The organism is Pseudodonghicola xiamenensis DSM 18339, from assembly GCF_000429365.1.
GTDB lineage: Bacteria > Pseudomonadota > Alphaproteobacteria > Rhodobacterales > Rhodobacteraceae > Pseudodonghicola > Pseudodonghicola xiamenensis.
In genome coordinates this window covers 1-19,180 of record NZ_AUBS01000010.1, presented here as the reverse complement: position 1 = coordinate 19,180, position 19,180 = coordinate 1, and the positions used below count along the sequence as shown (strand labels likewise).

18 protein-coding genes and 1 pseudogene are annotated in these 19,180 nt (G+C 59.8%); 12 read left to right on the top strand and 7 right to left on the bottom strand.

Translation table 11 applies throughout. The features are described from left to right. Positions 1-154: 154 nt before the first annotated feature. The 7 genes from G455_RS0111775 to G455_RS0111745 all read left to right on the top strand — a co-directional run bounded on the left by G455_RS0111775 (position 155) and on the right by G455_RS0111745 (position 7,819). Positions 155-934, top strand: coding sequence for an ABC transporter ATP-binding protein (locus tag G455_RS0111775; protein WP_035366640.1), 780 nt, complete (start codon positions 155-157; stop codon positions 932-934). A gap of 25 nt (positions 935-959) precedes the next feature. Next, a complete protein-coding gene (locus tag G455_RS0111770) occupies positions 960-2,936 on the top strand; it encodes an AMP-binding protein (RefSeq protein WP_028093894.1) in 1,977 nt (658 codons plus the stop codon). 15 nt (positions 2,937-2,951) lie between these two features. Then, entirely contained in the window at positions 2,952-3,836 is an 885-nt protein-coding gene (locus G455_RS0111765; RefSeq protein WP_028093893.1) for a branched-chain amino acid ABC transporter permease, read from the top strand. A 3-nt stretch (positions 3,837-3,839) separates the two neighbouring features. Then, positions 3,840-4,892: a branched-chain amino acid ABC transporter permease gene (locus G455_RS0111760; protein ID WP_028093892.1), complete on the top strand. Its 1,053-nt coding sequence runs from the start codon at positions 3,840-3,842 to the stop codon at positions 4,890-4,892. 34 nt (positions 4,893-4,926) lie between these two features. Next, entirely contained in the window at positions 4,927-6,165 is a 1,239-nt protein-coding gene (locus G455_RS0111755; protein ID WP_051312416.1) for an ABC transporter substrate-binding protein, read from the top strand. A gap of 61 nt (positions 6,166-6,226) precedes the next feature. Further along, positions 6,227-7,018, top strand: coding sequence for an ABC transporter ATP-binding protein (locus G455_RS0111750; RefSeq protein WP_028093890.1), 792 nt, complete (start codon positions 6,227-6,229; stop codon positions 7,016-7,018). Between the two features lie 12 nt (positions 7,019-7,030). Continuing rightward, positions 7,031-7,819 carry an SDR family NAD(P)-dependent oxidoreductase gene (locus tag G455_RS0111745; protein ID WP_028093889.1) on the top strand — a complete coding sequence of 263 codons (789 nt, stop codon included), beginning with the start codon at positions 7,031-7,033 and terminating at the stop codon, positions 7,817-7,819. 25 nt (positions 7,820-7,844) lie between these two features. Here G455_RS0111745 and G455_RS0111740 read toward each other — a convergent pair whose 3' ends face one another. Next, positions 7,845-8,948, bottom strand: coding sequence for a CaiB/BaiF CoA transferase family protein (locus G455_RS0111740; RefSeq protein ID WP_035366655.1), 1,104 nt, complete (start codon positions 8,946-8,948; stop codon positions 7,845-7,847). Between the two features lie 112 nt (positions 8,949-9,060). Between G455_RS0111740 and G455_RS0111735 the strand changes: the two genes are divergently transcribed. Genes G455_RS0111735 through G455_RS0111725 form a run of 3 tightly spaced genes read left to right on the top strand, consistent with a single transcriptional unit; the run spans position 9,061 to position 12,287 of the window. Continuing rightward, on the top strand, positions 9,061-9,849 hold the full coding sequence (locus G455_RS0111735; RefSeq protein ID WP_051312414.1) for an enoyl-CoA hydratase/isomerase family protein: 789 nt from the start codon (positions 9,061-9,063) through the stop codon (positions 9,847-9,849). A gap of 16 nt (positions 9,850-9,865) precedes the next feature. Further along, the gene (locus G455_RS0111730) at positions 9,866-11,104 is read left to right on the top strand and encodes a thiolase family protein (RefSeq protein ID WP_028093886.1); all 1,239 of its coding nucleotides are present in this window, start codon (positions 9,866-9,868) and stop codon (positions 11,102-11,104) included. A gap of 16 nt (positions 11,105-11,120) precedes the next feature. Next, complete coding sequence (locus tag G455_RS0111725) at positions 11,121-12,287, top strand: acyl-CoA dehydrogenase family protein (protein ID WP_035366638.1); 1,167 nt, start codon at positions 11,121-11,123, stop codon at positions 12,285-12,287. Between the two features lie 85 nt (positions 12,288-12,372). Here the strand turns inward: G455_RS0111725 and G455_RS0111720 are convergent, their stop codons facing one another. From G455_RS0111720 to istA (G455_RS23910), 3 genes are all read right to left on the bottom strand, one after another. Further along, positions 12,373-12,801 carry an acyl-CoA dehydrogenase family protein gene (locus G455_RS0111720; RefSeq protein WP_240474627.1) on the bottom strand — a complete coding sequence of 143 codons (429 nt, stop codon included), beginning with the start codon at positions 12,799-12,801 and terminating at the stop codon, positions 12,373-12,375. A gap of 84 nt (positions 12,802-12,885) precedes the next feature. Continuing rightward, positions 12,886-13,320 carry an ATP-binding protein gene (locus tag G455_RS23915; protein ID WP_276202913.1) on the bottom strand — a complete coding sequence of 145 codons (435 nt, stop codon included), beginning with the start codon at positions 13,318-13,320 and terminating at the stop codon, positions 12,886-12,888. Beyond that, entirely contained in the window at positions 13,308-14,546 is a 1,239-nt protein-coding gene (istA, locus tag G455_RS23910; protein WP_078522926.1) for an IS21 family transposase, read from the bottom strand. Before istA (G455_RS23910) ends, G455_RS23915 begins: the two co-directional genes overlap by 13 nt. 148 nt (positions 14,547-14,694) lie before the next feature. Here istA (G455_RS23910) and G455_RS23905 point away from each other — a divergent pair. Together G455_RS23905 and G455_RS0111700 are read left to right on the top strand one after the other, a co-directional pair. Further along, positions 14,695-14,889 (top strand): annotated as a pseudogene (locus G455_RS23905) (transposase); the annotation flags it as partial. 72 nt (positions 14,890-14,961) lie between these two features. Then, a complete protein-coding gene (locus tag G455_RS0111700) occupies positions 14,962-15,990 on the top strand; it encodes an IS110 family RNA-guided transposase (RefSeq protein WP_028093883.1) in 1,029 nt (342 codons plus the stop codon). A 334-nt stretch (positions 15,991-16,324) separates the two neighbouring features. Here G455_RS0111700 and istB read toward each other — a convergent pair whose 3' ends face one another. From istB to G455_RS26015, 3 genes are all read right to left on the bottom strand, one after another. Next, entirely contained in the window at positions 16,325-17,089 is a 765-nt protein-coding gene (gene istB, locus G455_RS0111695; RefSeq protein WP_028093882.1) for an IS21-like element helper ATPase IstB, read from the bottom strand. 14 nt (positions 17,090-17,103) lie between these two features. After that, positions 17,104-18,642 carry an IS21 family transposase gene (gene istA / locus G455_RS0111690; protein ID WP_028093881.1) on the bottom strand — a complete coding sequence of 513 codons (1,539 nt, stop codon included), beginning with the start codon at positions 18,640-18,642 and terminating at the stop codon, positions 17,104-17,106. Between the two features lie 301 nt (positions 18,643-18,943). Next, positions 18,944-19,180 (bottom strand): integrase core domain-containing protein (locus G455_RS26015; RefSeq protein ID WP_154664376.1); only part of this gene is annotated, 237 nt, incomplete at its 5' end.

Sequence of the window (19,180 nt, the reverse complement as noted above, 5' to 3'; positions counted from 1 at the left end):
CTGTGCGGAGAGACTTGGTAAATAGACCAGGCAAACCTCTGAATTAAGAGGTGGGAGGAGGAACAATGCGAGGAAAACCCGTAACCAACGGAAAACCGTGCGGTCAGGCTATGCGTGCCTCCATGAGGTGTTGGGGAAAAGCACGGATTGTAACATGACCACGAATAACGGGCACGTATCGTCACCGCTTGCGGTGCGTGGTGCAACTTTGAAATTTGGCGGTGTGACCGCGCTCGACGATGTGAGCATCTCCGTGGCCGACGATGAATTGCTTGCAATTATCGGTCCGAATGGTGCCGGAAAAACATCACTTCTGAACGTGACTGCGGGCTTCTACCGTCCGCAGAAGGGCCGTGTCGAATTGTCCGGGCAGGACGTGACCGGCCTGCGTGTTGACCAGATCGCGCGACGCGGTCTGGCGCGGACGTTTCAGGGCACCCATCTTTTTGCCGGGCAGACCGTGGTAGAAAACATCATGATCGGTCGTCACATGCTGATGAAATCGAATGTGATCCAGGCCTTTTTCCAGTTCGGTCCCGTGATGCGCGAAGAAACGGAACATCGCGAAGCGGCGGAAGAAATTATTGACTTTCTAGAGATTGAGGCAATCCGCAACCGGCCCGTGGGGACGTTGGGATATGGGTTGCGAAAGCGTGTCGATCTGGGCCGTGCATTGGCGCAGGAACCATCGATCCTCCTGATGGATGAACCGATGGCCGGCATGAACTCGGAAGAGAAAGAAGACCTGGCGCGCTTCATTCTCGATGTGCGCGAGGCACGCAAGATTCCAGTGGTTCTGGTCGAACACGACATGGGCGTCGTGATGGACCTTGCCGACCGGATCGTGGTGCTTGATTTCGGGCGGGTCATCGCCGAAGGCACGCCGGAAGAAATCCAGAACGACCCGGCCGTAATCAAGGCGTATCTGGGGTAGCGAAATGGCTAAGCAACGGACAGCAATGGCATTTTCGGACCCGGCGGTGACACATAGCGAAACCTTGCCGCAGGTTTTGCTCGCGCGAGCGACATCCACACCGACCAATCTCGCCGAACGGCACAAGCGCCTGGGCATCTGGCGTGAATTCACCTGGGCGGATGTTCTTGACAGGGTTCGTGCCCTGGCGCTCGGGTTGGAGAACCTGGGCTTGTCGGCTGGCGAATCCGTCATGACGATCGGCGAAAACGAACCCGAGCATTTCTGGGCTGAATACGCCGTCCAGTCGTTAGGCGGCAAAGTCCTGTCTGCCTATCCGGATCAAAACGCCGAAGAAATTCTGTATCTGGCCGAAGACTCGCAAACGCGGATTTTTCTGGCGCAGGATCAGGAGCAGGTCGATAAATGCATCGAGATCGCGGGCAAGTACTCGGGCGCCCTGGCGATCGTTTACTGGGATGACTCCGGTCTATGGGGCTATGATCATCCCCTTTTGCATTCGTTTGAAAGTGTGAGCGCGGCAGGGCGTCAGATCCACGCCAAGGAACCCGCCAGATTTGAAAAACACGTAAAACGTGGACGGGCGGACGATACCGCCTTGCTGTCCTATACCTCGGGGACCACGGGAAAACCCAAGGGCGTTGTCATCAGCCATCGCTACCTGTTCGACAACTGCTCGCGGGTGATGGGGGCAATCGAAATCGCGCCGGGCACCGAATACCTGACCTACATTTCGCCGGCCTGGGTCACGGAACAGATTTTCGGCCTGTCGATCGGTTTGATCGCGCCCATGGTCGTCAATTTCCCCGAAGGCCCTGAAGACGTACTGACCAACATTCGCGAACTGGCGGTCGACGCACTGGTGTTCAGCCCGCGCCAGTGGGAAAATCTCGCCTCCATCGTTCAGGCCCGGATGCTGGGGGCGGGCAAAATCCGCAATGCGATGTACAACTGGGGCATGAAGGTCGGCCACGACGTTTATGTGGAACGGCTGGAGGGGCGTAGCCCTAGCCTTGCCGCACGCCTGCAGCTTCCCTTTGCCGAAGCTCTGGTGCTGCATCACCTGCGCGACAATCTTGGCCTTGGTAAGGCCAAAAACGCAATGAGCGGCGGCGCCCTGATGGCACCTGACGTCTTTCGTATGTTCCACGCGATGGGGGTTAAGCTGCGCAACGTGTATGGCGCGACCGAAATCGGCCTTCTGACCGCGCATGTCGGCGAAAGCTATCAGCTGGAAACCAGCGGCAGCTGGATGCAAAGCAACACGAACTACGGCGAACCGCTGGAATACAGGGTCTCGGACGAAGGGGAGCTTCAGGTGCGGGGCGGATCGGGCTTCGGTGGCTATCACGGCAAGCCCGAAAAGACCGCAGAGGAATTGACTGAAGACGGTTGGTACAAGACCGGTGACGCGGTGTCGATGACCGACGACGGCGAGCTTTTGTTCTTTGACCGTGTCAAGGATATGCGCCGCCTGGCAAATGGGCACACCTATCCGCCGCAATTCATCGAAACGCGGTTGCGATATAGCCCCTTCATCAAGGATCTCATGACCTTGGGCGACGAAACCCGGAGCTTCGTCAGCGCGCTTATCAATATCGATATGGAAGTTCTCGGGCGTTGGGCGGAAGAGAACAAGATCAGCTTTTCGACCTACACCGATCTCTCGCAGAAACCCGAAGTTCTGGACCTTATCAAAGGCGAAGTGGCGCGCATCAATGCGCTCCTGCCCGAAGGCTCGCGCGTGGCACGTTTTGCGAATTTTCCCAAGGAACTCGACCCGGATGAAGGCGAGTTGACCCGCAGCCGAAAGCTTCGCCGGGCCTTTCTGGAGGAACGGTATGCCAAGCTCGTCGAGGCGATCTATGCTGGCGATGACGAGACAGATCTCGAAATCGCTGTGACCTATCAGGACGGCCGTCAAGGCGTTCTCAAGACCACGGTTCGCGTGTCGGATGTTGAAAACGCATCGAAGGCTGCCAAGCGGCAGTCCAAATCTTAAAGGAGGTCGGCGACAATGGTCTATTTCATCAATGACATCATTACCGGGGCTTTGATCGGCCTTCTGTATTCGCTGGTGGCCATGGGCTTTGTTGTGATTTACCGCGCCAGCAAGGTGTTCAACTTCGCGCAGGGCGAGCTTGTGATCATCGGCGGGTTCATCGTCTGGTTCACAACGATGCAAGCGGGGCTTAGCCTTTGGTTGTCGATACCCCTTTCGCTGGTTCTGGCCGGGCTGGTCGGGTACGCAATCGAACGGATTTTCCTGACAAAGCTGATCGGTGAATCGGTTTTCTCGATGGTCATGGTCACCGTCGGCCTTTTGATCCTGCTGCGCGGTTTGGTGCTGCTTGTGTTCGGTCCCGCGGTAAGACCCTTCCCGATCATTTTTCCGCTGAAACCCTTGTTCCTCGGCGATATGTTGATCCCGATGAACCTCCTGATAGGTGGGATCATCACCATTGTCGCGGCCGTCGGCCTGTCGTGGTTCTTCAACCGGACCCGGTCCGGCCTCCGTATGACCGCTGTGGCGGAGGACCACGTCGTAGCTTCCTCGATGGGCATTTCGGTGAAAGGCTCGATTGCCGTTGCCTGGGTTCTCGGGGCAATCCTGTCCACAATTGGTGCGATGATCTTTCTCAGCGGCAAATCGCTGACCTTCCTGGCCTCGGATATCGGGTTCGCGGCCCTGCCGGTGGCGCTGTTTGCCGGGCTGGAATCCATCGGTGGGCTGATCCTTGCGGGCGTGATTATCGGTATCGTCCAGAGCCTGACAACCAACTATCTTGACCCGCTGATCGGAGGGTCACTGGGCAGCGTTGTTCCCTATATCATCATGCTTGCCATTCTGCTGATCCGACCGACCGGCCTGTTCGGCTGGCGCACAATCGAACGGGTGTAATCCATGGACCCTTCCGGCGTATTCCCGACAAGCTATCGCAGTGACAGACGTATTGTCCGCACACGCTGGCAAGCGCTTGCCCTCGTCCTGTTCATGGGTTTGCTTCTGGCGGCACCCTATCTGGTGAGCGGGCGCATAATCGCCATTCTGAACATGATGATGATCAGCGCCGTCATCGCCGTCGGGCTTCAGATCTGCACCGGCTATGCGGGCCAGATCAACCTGGGTCAGGCGGCGTTCATGGGGGTCGGCGCCTATACGGCCTCGATACTGGCCTCGAAGACCGGCCTTACGTTTCTGCTGACCATTCCTCTGGCCGGGCTCTCGGCTGCGCTGTTCGGCTTTCTTTTTGGCTTGACCGCGGCGCGGATCAAGGGGTTCTATCTGGCACTGACCACGATTGCGGCTCAGTTCCTGTTCCACTTTGCCGTATTGAACCTGCCGTCAACCTGGCTGGGTGGATCGAACGGTATCACCGTGCCCCCGGCCGAGCTTTTCGGGCTGCGATTTGTCAGCGAATCTTCGCAGTTCTATCTGAATTTCGCGGTCACCACGATCATGGTGGCGGGCGCGTTCGGGATCGTTCGGTCACGCTTCGGCCGTGCCTTCGTGGCGGTCAGGGATGATGACGTGGCTGCGGGTATAATGGGGATCAATGTCGCGGCCACAAAGGCAAATGCCTTCCTGATCGGCGCTTTCTATGCGGGCGTCGGCGGGGCGCTTTGGGCCTATCTGATCCGCTTCGTGGGGGTAGACCAGTTCACCCTGTTTCACTCGATCTTCTTCGTCGCGATGATCATCGTCGGCGGGATGGGTTCAATCGTGGGGGCCCTGATCGGCGTCTTCATTATCCGCATCATCCAGGAAATTATCGCGACGGTCGGACCCAATATCGCCGACTCGGTGTCATTCCTTGGCGGTGACATCGTGTTCGCTGGCATGAATGTCGTTCTTGGCGGCGTGATCGCATTGTTTATGATCCTCGAACCCAAGGGGCTGATGCACCGCTGGAACATCCTGAAGTCGTCATACCGTATCTGGCCGTTTCCTCACTGAGAAATAGAGCGGCTCTAAACCTGGGAGGAAAAATATGACTTACCAATCGAATCGAGGTCTTCGCGGCTTACTGGCAGCGGCTGCCTTGGCGGCCGCGGCTACCATGCCTTTGAAGGCGCAGGCCGAAGAGACCTATAATCTGGCCCTGCTGTCGGACTTTTCCGGCCCTTATGCTGACATCATGCCCATCCTGGCCGGCGGACGTGAGGCTGTGTTCACCTGGTGGAATGAAACCCGCGGCAAGGAACTTGGCGTCACGCTGAACTACAAAAACTACGAAACCCGCTATGACGCGGCACAGGTGGCAAGTCTCTGGCCCGGGATCAAATCGGAACTGGACCCGATTGCGGTTGTCGGCCTCGGCGGGCCTGACGTCGCGGCCCTTTCCGAACGCCTGCCGGAAGACAAAATCCCAATGTTCATGGCCACAGCGGCCTACGGTTTTGCCTGGCAACCGGATGCCTGGATTTTCAACCCACGCCCGACCTATTCGCACGAAAGTGTCGGCTTTCTGAACTGGATGCGTGAACAGCGCGGAGGAGACGAACCGCTCAAGGTTGCGATCCTCGCCTCCGAAGCATCGCCTGCCTATGTCGACATGGCAAAGGGCCTTGAACTCTATGCCGAAGAGCACCCCGAGGAGATCGACCTCGTCGAGGTCATCTATACCGAAGTTCAACCCACCGATCTGACGGGGCAAATGCGCCGCGTTGTACGAGCCGGGGCCGAGGCACTGGTAATCCAAACGAACACCTCTATCGTGGTTGCCGCGAAACGTGGGCTGCAGGCCAACGGGGCGAACATCCCGATCATGATGAGTTCGCATAACGGGCTTCCGGCCTCGGGTGGCGCGCTTGGCGGGCTTGAGCAAATGGAGGGGGACTTTGAAGCCTACGGCATGGCGATTGCGGCCGATGAGGACACTCCCGCGCGACAATTCTACGAGACATTGGTTGCCGATTACGGACTCGAAGCACCTTGGAACGTCGTGACCGCAATGGGCGTATCTCAGGGTCTCTATACCGTGATCGTGATCGATCACGCGATCGAGGCGAACGGCGCCGAGGGGCTGACCGGAGAGAAAGTGCGCGAGGCGCTTTTTGCTCGAACGATCACGACCGAAGAAACCCATGGCTTTCTTCCCTCCCTCACGTTTACTCCCGAAGCGCCTTTCCCATTAGAAGGCCTCAAAGTGAATGTGGGCACCGTCAAAGATGGGAAAATCACCATCGAAGCAACTGGTGTCGATGTTCCGCACGTAGAAAAATGGTGAACTACTCCGGGCACCGCAGTCGCGGTGCCCGTTCTGATCCTTAGCCCCGGGCAATATGACCATGCTGGAACTCAACAACGTAGAGGTGACATATTCCGACGTCATCCTGGCGCTCAAAGGCGTGTCCATGACAGTCCGTGCGGGACAATGTGTTGCTCTGCTCGGTGGCAATGGCGCAGGAAAAAGCACGACGCTTAAAGCCATCTCGGGAACGCTCAAATCCGAGGATGGAACCGTTTCGGCGGGGTCCATCGTTCTGGACGGAACTCCCATTCAGAACATGGAAGCCTCGGAAGTCGTGAAGAACGGTCTCATCCATGTGATGGAAGGGCGGCGCGTTTTGCGGCATCTGACGTCAGAGCAAAACCTGATCGTCGGCGGACACATGGTGCCCAACTCCGCCGAGCTGAAAAAGCGCCTGGACCATGTTTACGCCTTGATGCCCCGGCTTGCGGACCTGCGCAACCGCACCTCTGGCTTCATGTCTGGCGGCGAACAGCAACTGCTTCTGATCGGCCGGGCCATGATGGCCAGCCCCAAGATTATCGCGATCGACGAGCCGTCGTTGGGATTGGCCCCGATGATGATCCGGGATGTTTACGAAGTGCTCAAGCAGCTCAAGTCAGAAGGCACGACCTTTTTCCTGGTTGAACAGAACAGTGCCGCGGCGCTGTCGATCGCCGACTATGCCTATGTGATGGAGAATGGCCGGATCGTGATGGACGGCCTTGCCGACAAGCTCGCGGACAACGAGGACATCAAGGAATTTTATCTCGGCGTCACCGCATCGGGCGAGCGCAAAAGCTATCGAGATATCAAACACTATCGCCGCCGGAAGAGATGGCTGGGATAGAAAGGAACGAAGATGAGTAACCTGCTTTCCATCAAAGGTCGTACCGCATTTGTAACCGGAGCGGGGCAAGGCGTTGGTCGGCAAGTCGCGCTTTATCTGGCAGAACACGGAGCCGGTGCCGTCGTTGTCAACGATTTTCATGCAGAACGGGCCGAAAGCGTTGCCGCGGAAGTGGAGGCAGCGGGTGCAAATGCTCTGCCGCTCGCCTTCGACGTCTCGGATTTCGATGCGGTTGGCGCGGCGTTTGCCGAAACGCAGACCACATTTGGCGGCGTGGATATTCTGGTCAACAATGCGGGCAACGCCGGGCCGACATCGCGGCTCGACGATCTGGTCCCGTTTTGGGAATCCGATCCCGACGAATGGCGCCGCTGGATGGCCACCAATTTCGATGGGGTGCTGAACTGCACCCGTCACGCCATGCCGTTGATGGTCAACGGTGGCTATGGGCGCATTGTGACCGTCATTTCCGACGCCGGCCGTGTCGGTGAACCGCATCTGGCGGTTTATTCCGGGGCCAAGGCCGGTGCGGCCGGCTTCATGCGGGCAATTGCAAAAGCCGGTGGTCGGTTCGGGATCACCGCGAATTGCGTCGCCTTGGGGGGCACAAGAACTCCGGCTGTCGCCGACCTGATCCCAGATGCAGAGACCGAGAAGCGGGCATTGTCGCAATACGTGATCCGCCGGCTGGGCGAGCCGGAAGACCCCGCCGGAATGATCCTGTTCCTCTGCTCGGATGCTGCCAGCTGGATCACCGGACAGACCTATCCAGTGAATGGAGGGTATTCGTTTGCCTGCTAGAGCCGACATCGGCCAACCGCCGCCTCTAGTTGGCGTCGTCCGAAAAAACGCTGTCATTATCTGCCCCGAGTTCAGGGGGCAGATTCGGTGTTGCGGTTTCGAATCCATCAAATTTCAACGGCTGGACAATAAAAGTCTCGGCCTTGCCGCCGTCATGCGTAATCTTGCGCAGCAGCTGGCGCGCACGCACATGGGGGTCGTCCAGCGTTTCGACCAGGGAGTTGACCGGACCCCATGGCACCCCCGCCTTATCCAGAAGGTCGCCCCATTCGGCGCGCGTCTTGCCGACCAAAATCGCCGCGATTTCTTCGCGCAGCGCGACCTTGCGGGCGACACGGTCGCGGCCTGTCAACGGCGCAAGATCCGCCCTGTCGATCACATCGCAGAACGGTTTCCAGAACCAGTCCTCATGCGCGATGGACAAGGTCAAGAGCTTGCCGTCTTTGCAGGTGAACACGCCATAGCCCGGCTCGGCGATAAATTCGCCCAGCGGTGTTCCATTGGCGGCGGGAGCGAGGAATGCGGTCAACATCGAAACCACCGCATCCGACATGGACACGTCCACGTAACGCCCCTGCCCTGTGCGCTGGCTCGACACCACCGCCGACAGGATTGCGATCGCCGCGAACAACGCCGCGCCAACATCCGCAAGGGGGATCGGCGGCACAGGGCCGGGCTGCTTTGCATCGGCCTGATCGGCCAGCAAACCTCCAACCCCTTCATAGCTCAGATCGTGCCCCGCCCTGTCTCGATAAGGGCCATCCTGCCCGTATCCCGAAATCGACACGTAGACCAGCCGCGGATTAGCACTACGCATGTCCTCGAAACCGGCACCGAGCGCCGCGAGCTTTCCGGGGCGGAACCCTTCAACGATGACATCGGCGGTTTGCGCAAGGGAGCGAAATTGTGCGAGGCCATCAGCGGATTTCAAGTCGAGCGCCACGCTGCGTTTGCCGCGGTTCAGGGCCCTAAACAGAGGCGGAAACTGACGGGCCGGATCGCCGACTCCCGGTCGTTCGATCATGGTCACCTCGGCCCCCATGTCCGACAACAGCATGGTCGCATAGGGACCCGGGAATTGTTCAGCGAGGCTGAGAATCTTCAGGCCGGCCAGGGGTGCAGTGCTCATATCAGTCTCCAGCTCTTGTTTTTCCCGCGGGCGGGTCCCGTCCATAGCAACTCGATCCGTCGGGAAAAGCAAGCCAGAACTAAAAATTATTATTGTTCTTCAGGAGGTTAAGATGACTGAAGTGCCAAAGACCCTGTCCGTCGAACGTGTGGCTGGAACCGAATGGATCACTTTTCAGCGGACCGACCAGTTGAACGCCATGTCGATGCAGATGCTACGGGAAATGGCGGACGCGCTTGAAGCCGCGATTGCCGATAACGCGGTTCGCGCCATTGTCCTGACCGGATCCGGGCGGGCGTTCTGCGCCGGTGCGGACCTCAAGGAGGTCGCCGGTGCCAAGCACGTACCCGGCGAACCCGACCTTCTCGATCTCGTCGAACACACCTTCGGGTTAATGCGTCACGGCCCCAAGCCAGTGATCGCCGCCGTAAACGGGCTGGCCATGGCGGGCGGTTTGGAAATGGTTATGGCCTGCGATCTGGTCTTTGCCGCTGAAAGCGCGCAACTGGGTGATGCTCACTCCAATTTCGGCGTCTTTCCGGGCGCGGGGGGCGCGGCGATCCTGCCGCGGCGGGTCGGGCTGAACCGCGCGAAATTCCTGTTATTCTCGGGCGAGAACATTTCGGCCCAGGACATGATGGACTGGGGGTTGGTGAACAAGGTCGTGCCGGACGCAGAATTGCGCGACGCCGTACAGGCTTTCACCGACCGGCTGGCGGACAAGAGCCCCGCCGTATTGCGCCGCATGAAGAAGGTGGCGAACCGGTCGCTGAACGTGGACGAAACCGCCGCCCTGGCCGAAGAGATGCTGAACCTGCGCGCGCATATGCGTTCCTGGGACATGCGCGAAGGGCTGGCGGCTTTCAATGAAAAGCGCAAACCGCAGTTTCGCGGCTACTGAACAGGGAGACTGCAAAATGCAGGATATCTACGTTGTTGGCGTCGGGATGACACCGTTCGGGAAATTCCGGGACAAATCGATCAAGGACCTGACGGGCGATGCCGTCGCCGCCGCACTGACTGACGCCGGGCTGACGGTCGATCGCATTGACGGCGCATTTTTCTCGAACGCGGTGCAGGGCCACATGGAGGGCCAGCACATGATACGGGGCGAAATCGCGCTGCGTGAAATGGGCATTCAGGGCATTCCGGTGGTGAATGTTGAAAACGCCTGCGCCAGCGCCTCGACCGGGTTCAAACTGGCAGTCGATTTCCTCAAGGCCGGCAATGGCGACTGCTGTCTCGCCGTGGGCGCCGAGAAGATGTATTCTGACGACCGTGCATTGATGTTTTCGGCCTTCGACAGCGGCTGGGACGTCAGCAACAGCGAAGAGGTCGCGCAACGGCTGGCCGATCTGGGTGCAGGGGTCGAGGAACCCGAAGGATCGAAATCGCCCAAGCCTTATAGTGTATTCATGGATGTCTACGCAGGTTTCGCGCGGCTTCACATGAAAACTTTCGGCACCACGCAGGAGCAGTTTGCTGCCGTCTCCGCCAAGAACCATGCGCATTCCGTGCATAATCCACTGGCGCAATACCGAGAAGCCATGAGCGTCGATCAGGTATTGGCCGCGCCGCCGATCACCTATCCGCTGACCCTACCGATGTGCGCCCCGATCTCAGACGGGGCCGCTGCGGCCGTTTTATGCACCGGCGAGGGGATAAAACGTCTGGGCCTCGATCCCGCCCGCGCCATCAAGGTCAAGGCCGCGATCCTGCGCTCGGGCACCGACCGTCCGCCGGAAGATTACAAGAACCACCTGACCCGGCTTGCCGCGCTTGAGGCCTATGAACAGGCCGGGATCGGCCCCGAGGATATATCGGTGGCCGAAGTGCATGACGCCACGGCCGTGGGCGAAGTGATCCAGATCGAGAACCTCGGGTTTGTCGAATTCGGCGAGGGCGGTCCCGCCAGTCTGCGCGGCGAGACAAAGATCGGCGGACGCATTCCGGTGAACCCCTCGGGCGGGTTGGAATCCAAGGGCCACCCGGTCGGTGCCACAGGGATAGGGCAGGTTTTCGAACTGGTCACGCAACTGCGCGGCGAAGCTGGCGCGCGTCAGGTCGAAGGGGCAAAGAACGCCATCGCCGAAAACGGCGGGGGGTTGCACGGGGTAGAAGAAGCGGCCGCCTGCGTCACCATTCTTGGCCGCTGAAACAAGGAAAAGAACAATGGAAAACGTGATCGCCGCCGCTCAGGCAATCTATACAGATGAGCAACGCATGTTGCTGGAAAACTTCCGCAAGATGGCCGAGGCGGAATTCGCGCCGCTGGCCGAGAAATACGAGAACCTCGGCCACCCGCCCGATGCGGAAACGCTGAAATCCCTGTTCGCCAAGGTCGAGGAATTCGGGCTGATCAGCGGCCTGATTCCGGAAGAGGACGGCGGCGCCGGAATCGACCGCATGACCTATGGCATCCTTTACGAGGAACTGGCCCGGATATGGGCCGATCTGGCGATTGCGGTGCTGATCCAGGGCCACGCGGTGTTTGCGGTCAACCTTTTGGGCGACGCGGCGCAAAAAGAGGCCTATCTGAAGCCACTCCTGCGCAGCGAACGGATCTGTGCCACCTGCATTTCCGAGCCGGAAGTCGGCTCGAACGTGCGCGAGGTCAAGACCCGCGCAGAACGCAGGGGCGACAAGATTTTCGTCACTGGCCAGAAGCTCTGGATTTCCAATGGGGCGCAATCGGACTTTGCCATTGTAGTCTGCAATCTGGACGACGGGATTTCCATGGTCATCGTCGATCGCGACACCGGCGGTTATGAAAGCCGCGAGTTGCGCAAGATGGGGCTTGTCGGTGCCTCGACCTGCGAATTGTTCTTTGATCAGGCCGAAACCACGGAGGCCCACGTTCTGGGCAATTCCGGCGGCGGTCTGTTCCAGACCTTGAAACTGTTTGAAAGCGCGCGTGTGTTTGTTGGCCTGACCAGCATCGGCATCGCCCAGGCGGCGCTGGAATGTGCGGTCAAATATGCGCAGGAACGCGAGCAGCATGGCAAACCGATTGGCGGGCATCAGTTGATCCAGGGCTATCTGGCCGACATGGCCACACATCTCGATGCCGGGCGGCTTTTGTGCCAACGCGGGCTGCAACTCTTGGATCTGGGCGTGCGCTGCGACACCCAGACCTCGATGGCAAAATGGTATGCGACCGAGATGGCCGTCGAAATCGCCGGCAAAGCGGTGCAAATCCACGGCGGCAACGGCATCACCAAGGAGTTCCCCGTTGAACGGCACTTCCGCAATGCGAAGGTCATGCCGATCCCGGATGGCACCACCGAAATTCAGAAGCTGGTGATCGGGCGAAACCTGACCGGGTTGAACGCGTTCTGAAAAAGGGCCTTGGCCGCCCCACCCTCGACGGTCGTCAGCGTCGAGGGTGGGCACGACCCGGCGGAATCGCGATACGGGCGAAGGGTCAGTAGGACTTGGGCATCCCCAGTGCCTTCTCGGCCACGTAGGAGAGGATCAGTTCCTCGCTGACCGGCGCGATGAAGTTCAGCACGCTTTCGCGAAAGTAGCGCTCGACGTGGTATTCCTGCGCGAAGCCAAAGCCGCCATGGGTGCGCACCGCCCGGAACGCTGCTTCGTAGGCTGCCGAGCCTGCGAGGTTGCGCGCGGTATTGGCCTCCAGCCCACAGGGCCTGCCCTGATCGTAAAGCGCGGCGGCCTTGTAGGTCATCAGTTCCGCCGCTTGAAGACGCATCCACACCGCGGCAAGCGGATGCTGGATCGCCTGGTTCTGATCGATTGGACGGCCGAAGACAACGCGCTCGCGCGTGAGCCTCCCCAACTGAACTGGTCCACCGCTATGTTTAGGAAACGGAGGACCGAGAATGGCAAACAAGCGACTTGTCAACGCCGTTTGAACTTTCCCCAAAAGTGCCGAAGTAAAATTCCCCACTTGCTTGGTCCCGGTGATCAGCCGGCGTCAGTGATCTGTAGCTCCGTTTTTTGTTTTGGGTGGCCGCCCGCGTCGATTTGGCGGCGGTGGTGGGGTGATGGGGGCGTTGGCGCAAACATGCTCGGGTATGAGGTCGGCATGGCCGCGCAAGCGGTAGCTGGCACCCTCGATCTGGATGACCACGGCGTGGTGCAGGAGCTGGTCGAGCAGCGCGGTGGCAACGACGGGATCGCCGAAGACCTCGCCCCATTCGGCGAAGCCGCGGTTTGAAGTTAGGATCATGGCGCCCTTTTCGTAGCGGGCGTTGACGAGTTGGAAGAACAGATTGGCGCCGCCGGTGGTGATGGGGAGGTAGACGATCTCGTCGACGATCAGCAGAGACGCCCGGGCATAGAAACGGATCTTCTCGGCCAGCCGGCCCTCCCGCTCGGCCTGGCTCAACGCTGCAATCAGATCGGCCAGGGTCGCGCGGTAGACGCTCTTGCCGGCCTTGACGGCTGCGACGCCGAGAGCGGTCGTCGCAGCCCCTGCGAGGATCGCGACAGGGATGATCTAGGCGGCGGCGCCTTGCGATGGGCCGGGTCGACGCGGCGGCGCGCCTTGCCTTCCAGAACCGGATGACGGGCGATCAACTGACCGTCCTCGTAGATCCGCAACTCGGTGGCGTGATGCTGGACCTCGAGCGTGCGACGCCGGGTGGTGTCCGGGACGGAATAGAAGCTGCCGCCGACCGAGATCATCCCGTCCCTGCTCACCCGGCGCTCCACGGTCAGCACAGCGCTATAAGGGATCGCCGGAAGAGGCTTGAGGTTAGGCTGTTCCTCGGCAAAGGCCTCGTCCACCACGCGCCGGGTGGTGGCGTGGACGCGCGGATTGGCGACCTCGGTCCGACAGGCGTCAAACTGGGCGTTGAGATCGTCCATGTTGCGGAACGTGCGGGCCAGGAAGAAGTCTTGCCGGATATAGCGGAACGGGCGCTCGACCTTGCCCTTGGTCTTGGCCCGATACGGCTGGCAGGCACGTGACACCGCGCCATAATGGTTCAGAAGCGCCACCAGGGAGGTGTTGAAGGTCACCACCCCCGCCTCGTCCTCGCCGATCACGGCCGTCTTCATCCGGTCATAGAGGATTTCCTCAGGCACGCCGCCCATGTCCGAGAAGGCCGCGATGTGACAGCGCAGGACAGATTGCAGGTTCTGGCTGGCAACGAACCGGCCCCAGAGCCAGCGGCTGTGCCCGAGCACCATCGAGAACAGCCAAACCTTGCGGGCCACGCCGGGCTCGTCGCTGAATTCGACGGTGAACTCGGCAAAATCGACCTGGGCCTGCTTGCCCGGCGGGGTTTCGAACCGGCGCTCGAACTGCGTCCGCCTGGGCGGGCGGACCTCGCGCAGGAAATCGGTCACCATGGTGTAGCCGCCCTCGTAGCCCAGTTCCCGGATCTCGCGCAGCAGGCGCGCGCCGCTCAGATCCGGGAAAGCCTGAACACGCTCCTGCAAATAGCGTTCATAGGGCTCGATCATCCGCGCCCGTGGTCGGCGCGGGCCGTAGACTGGCGCCTCCAGTCCACGGTCGAGGTATTTCCGCACGGTCTTGCGGTCACAGCCAACTTTCCGCGCGATCGCGGAAATGCTGAGACCCTGTTTCTTCAGATCATGGATCAAAACGATCTCCCTCAGTCCCTTCACCTGCCTGCCCCCTGTCAGTCTTTATTTGGAGCATCAGGCCTGTGTCCCGCGGCAGCGCCAATTCCGAATATTTGAGGTTCGGAATTGGCCCTGCCGCTCATGGCTGGGGATTTTTCAAACGGCGGTTTTGGGGAGATTACGTCCGGCGATTACACGACTCAAGCCCGAAGAGATTGTCTCGAAGTTACGACAGGTTGAGGTGCTGATGGGACAGGGCATGTCCCGTCTCGACGCAATCCGACAGATCGGCGTTGTTAAACAGACGTATTATCGCTGGTGCAAGCAGTATGGCGGAATGGGCGTAGATCAATTGAAGGAACTGAAGCGGCTCCAGGAGGATGACCTAATGGGATGAACTGCCTACCCACCGACCCGCTGCTATCGTGGCGGGATTGGCAGAGGAGAGGAGCATCCGATGGACATTAAGGTTTTAGGCATTGATCTGGGCAAGACGGTTTGCAGTCTCGCGGGGCTGGATGAGGCGGGGGCGGTTATCTTCCGGAAGCGTCTCCAGCGGCATAGGCTTCTGGATTTCCTGAGCGCCCTGTCGCCCTGCATCGTAGCCATGGAAGCTTGTGGTGGCGCACACCACATTGGTCGCTTCTGCCGCCAGCAAGGGCATGACCCTCGTCTGATATCGCCACTTTACGTTCGGCCCTATGTGAAGGTCCACAAGAACGACGACCGTGATGCCGAAGCGATCGCCGAAGCCGCCACTCGACCAACCATGTCGTTCGTCGCCATCAAATCCGAAGAGCAGCTCGACCTTCAGACATTGCACCGCGCACGAGAGCGCCTGGTGACGGAAAGGACACGCCTGATCAATCAGGGCCGCGGGTTTCTAATGGAACGTGGTCTCCGCGTCGGCACGGGCCGGCATGTCTTCCAGAAGGAACTGACGAAGTTGACGGTCGAAGACGCTGCCGATCTGTCACCGCGCATCGTCCAGATGCTGGCCGACATGGCCGCCGAGCTGGACGAGATCAATCGACGCGTGACGGCCCTGGATGTGGAGATCAAGCAACTCGCCAGGAATGACGCGGACATGCTTCGCTTGATGGAAATACCCGGTGTCGACCCGACCATCGCGTCCGCCTTGGTTGCCGCAATCGGCACGGGCTCGAGCTTTGGCAAGGGGCGTGATCTCGCAGCATGGCTTGGTCTTGTTCCTCGACAGATCACGACAGGCGGCAAGGCCAAGCTGATCGGCATATCGAAGCATGGCAACCGATACCTGCGAAAGCTCTTCATCCATGGGGCCCGGACAGTTCTGCACCCTGTTCGAGACAGGACCTCACCGATCACCAGGTGGGTGGATGGGCTCAAGGAGCGGGCGCATGTGAATGTCGCCGCCGTCGCGATGGCAAACAAAATGGCGCGGATTGCTTGGGCAATTCTGACCACGGGTGAGAGATACCGCCCAACCGCACTGTCTGGCGCATGATCAGGACGATGTAATCGAGGGAACAACGGAATCTGCGAGCGAGGAGGAGATGGACCAACGACCGATCGGCGTCTTGTCAGTCTGACGGGGAGCATGGCCCCAGAGTGCCGATGAGCTAACGAGACACAGGACGCGCGACTTCCCATCTTGGTCAGAGGCAAACCGAATGGCCTCGAAGAAAGACCGAATACATAGAAGCAGGGTCAACGGGGCATCGACTGCGCATTTCGCGGGATTTGGGCAGTGATTTCGCGTGATCTCGGGCACGCGTTTCACGGCATCGCGGGCAGCCATTTCACGCCTCCGGGCAGGCTGGCCAACGGTTGATATTGAGTCAGGTTGCGACGCCCTGGTCAAGAGTTTTCAATGTTCTCATTTTTCTGCGCATGCTGTCGCCGCTCAGCGTGAGACGGTGCGCATTGTGGACCAGGCGGTCAAGGATGGCATCTGCGAGGGTGGGATCTCCGATCACCTCAAACCATTGATCGACAGGCAACTGGCTGGTCACGATGGTCGAGCCGCGACCTTGGCGGTCATCGAGGATTTCAAGCAGGTCGCGACGCTCGGTCGGTGTCAGAACTGACAGCCCCCAATCATCGAGGATCAGCAATTCAGTGCGTTCGATCGCCTTAAGGACACGGGCATGCCGTCCGTCGCCTCTGGCGATGGCCAGCATCTGGAACAGGCGGGGCACGCGGTGATAGACGACGCGCCGATCGTCCCGGCAAGCCTTGTTCCCGAGGGCGCAAGCAATCCAGCTTTTCCCCAAGCCTGTTGGCCCTGTGATCAGCAGATTTTCATGGCGGTTGATCCAGCCCCCATCGATCAGATGCGCCATGACACCTGCATCGATGCCGCGCGGGCTACGCATATCGATATCTTCAACGCAGGCTGTGTGACGCAGGGCAGCAAAGCGCAACCGGGTTGCCAGTCTCTTGGCATCACGCTCTGCCGCTTCGCGATCAACAAGCAGGCCCAGCCGTTCTTCGAAGCTGAGGCTTTCGAACATGGCGCCAGCGCGGCGCTGCTCATGCAGGGCCTGTGCCATACCGCTCAGCCCGATCGCCTCCAGGCGGTCGCAAGTGGGATGTGTCAACAAGGGTTTTCTCCTTTTCAATGGTAATACTTCTGCCCGCGGATGTTGGGGTGGTGCAGCGGCAGCTCATTGGGTTCGGGCTCCATGAAGGCCCGATCAAGTCCGGTCTTCAGGATGGAACGAATGGAAGCGACTGACCGGGCCTTGAGGCTGATCCCGCGTCGACACGCGGCATCAATCCGCCCCGGCTCAAAGCTTCTGGCCAGCGACAGTATGCCCAAGCAGGTCCGGAAGCCCTGCTCGGGATGCGGCCTGTCCTGCATCACGATGTCACAAAACGCAGCCACCGATGGTCCCAGCTTTGCAGCACTGCTGAGGATCCGCCCAGGCGACCATTCCGCATAGCGGCGATGGGCCGAGGGCATATGTTCTGGCACCGTGATATGGCTGCGGCGCCCGGGGTCCCGCAGGTGACTGGCGACGCGCTTGCCGCGATGGAAGACTTCCACGGTTCTGTGGGTGATGCGCGCGTCAACCACCTGCCGGATCAGGCTGAACGGCACAGAATACCAGCAGCGATCCACCTCGATGTGATAATCCGGCGCAACACGGGCACGTTTCCAGCGCGCAAAGACATAGGGTTCTGCTGGCAATGGCTGCAAGTTTGGGCGATCGAGCGTCGCAAACAGATCCGCCCGGCTGGCCCCATAATCGCGCATGACGCGCATGTTTAGTTCGTCCAGCAACGGCCGGATGGCGGTATTCAGCTCTGCCAGTGAGAAGAACCTGTGATTGCGCAGCCGCGCGAGGATCCAGCGTTGGGCAACCTGAACGGCCACCTCGACCTTGGCCTTATCCTTGGGTTTGCGCACGCGCGCAGGCAGGATCGCCGTGCCGTAATGTTCCGCCATTTCTGCATAGGTCCGGTTCAAGCCGGGATCATACCGGTCTGCCTTGATCACGGCTGACTTGAGATTGTCGGGCACGACGACCTGCGGCACGCCGCCCAGATAGGCGAACATTCCGACATGGGCCGCAATCCAGTCCTCAAGGCCTTCGCTGGCGACGGCCACAGCATAGGTATAGCTCGAGGCACCCATCGCCGCGACAAACAGCTTGGCCTCGCTGACCTCACCCGTGGCCGGATCGACAATGTCGATCGTGTCACCCGCAAAGTCGATAAATACCTTTTCGCCGCCGACATGTGTCTGCCGCATGCTCGGTCGGACACGCCCCTTCCACGCCTCAAAATGAGTGCAAAACCAAGTGTAACCAAACCCGTTGGGGTGCTGCGCACGATATTCCTGCCAGAGCAACATGCGGGTCACGCTGCGCCGACGCAGATCCTTGTCGACCGCCGCCCAATCCGGGACCGGACGCTCCGGGTCAGATACATCCGATGCGTTTGGAAACAACAACAGCTCAAGGCTGTCGTCATCCAGACCTTCCGGCAGCGGCCACGCCAAGCCGGCATCGCGCGCGCGGCGCAGATAGGTCCCAACACTTCCTTTCCCAAGCCCCAGCGACGCGGCGATCGCACGCTCGCTCAGCCCTTGGGCAAATCTCAGTCTCAATACGTCCCGAATACGGCGCATGGTCAAACGTCCTGTCGGCATTCCGATCCTCCTGTTCTTCAGGAGGCGGAGTAACTGCAGTTCGTTGGCCAGTCCTGCCCATGATCGCGCGAAATCAATGCCCGCGATCCCGCGAAACAGGTGCCCGCCTTCCCGTGAAATCACTGCCCACGATCAGATGAAATCAGTGCCCGCCATCACGCGAAACGCGCACATCGACAAATCGCTTGCAGGAGAAGGCAGTTCATACATGCCCCCCGAAACCTCCCTCGTTCTGATGTAGAGTTTGCTCAACCTTGAAGCGACACCCATCTTTGGACCAGCGGCGGGCAGAGTTTTCCGGCTATGATCGGGGTGACGGGCTGGTTGCGCCTCCCGATTTCGTCAGCAGGATCGGCGGTTTGTTCCCGATCGCGCTGTGTGGCCGTTCGTCATTGTAGTATCTCCGCCAAGCCTCCACTTTTTCGCAGGCATCCGCAAGGTTCATGAACCAATGTGTGTTCAGGCACTCCTGCCGGAACCGTCCGTTAAAGGCCTCGATGAAAGCGTTATCGGTCGGCTTACCGGGCCGTGAGAAGTC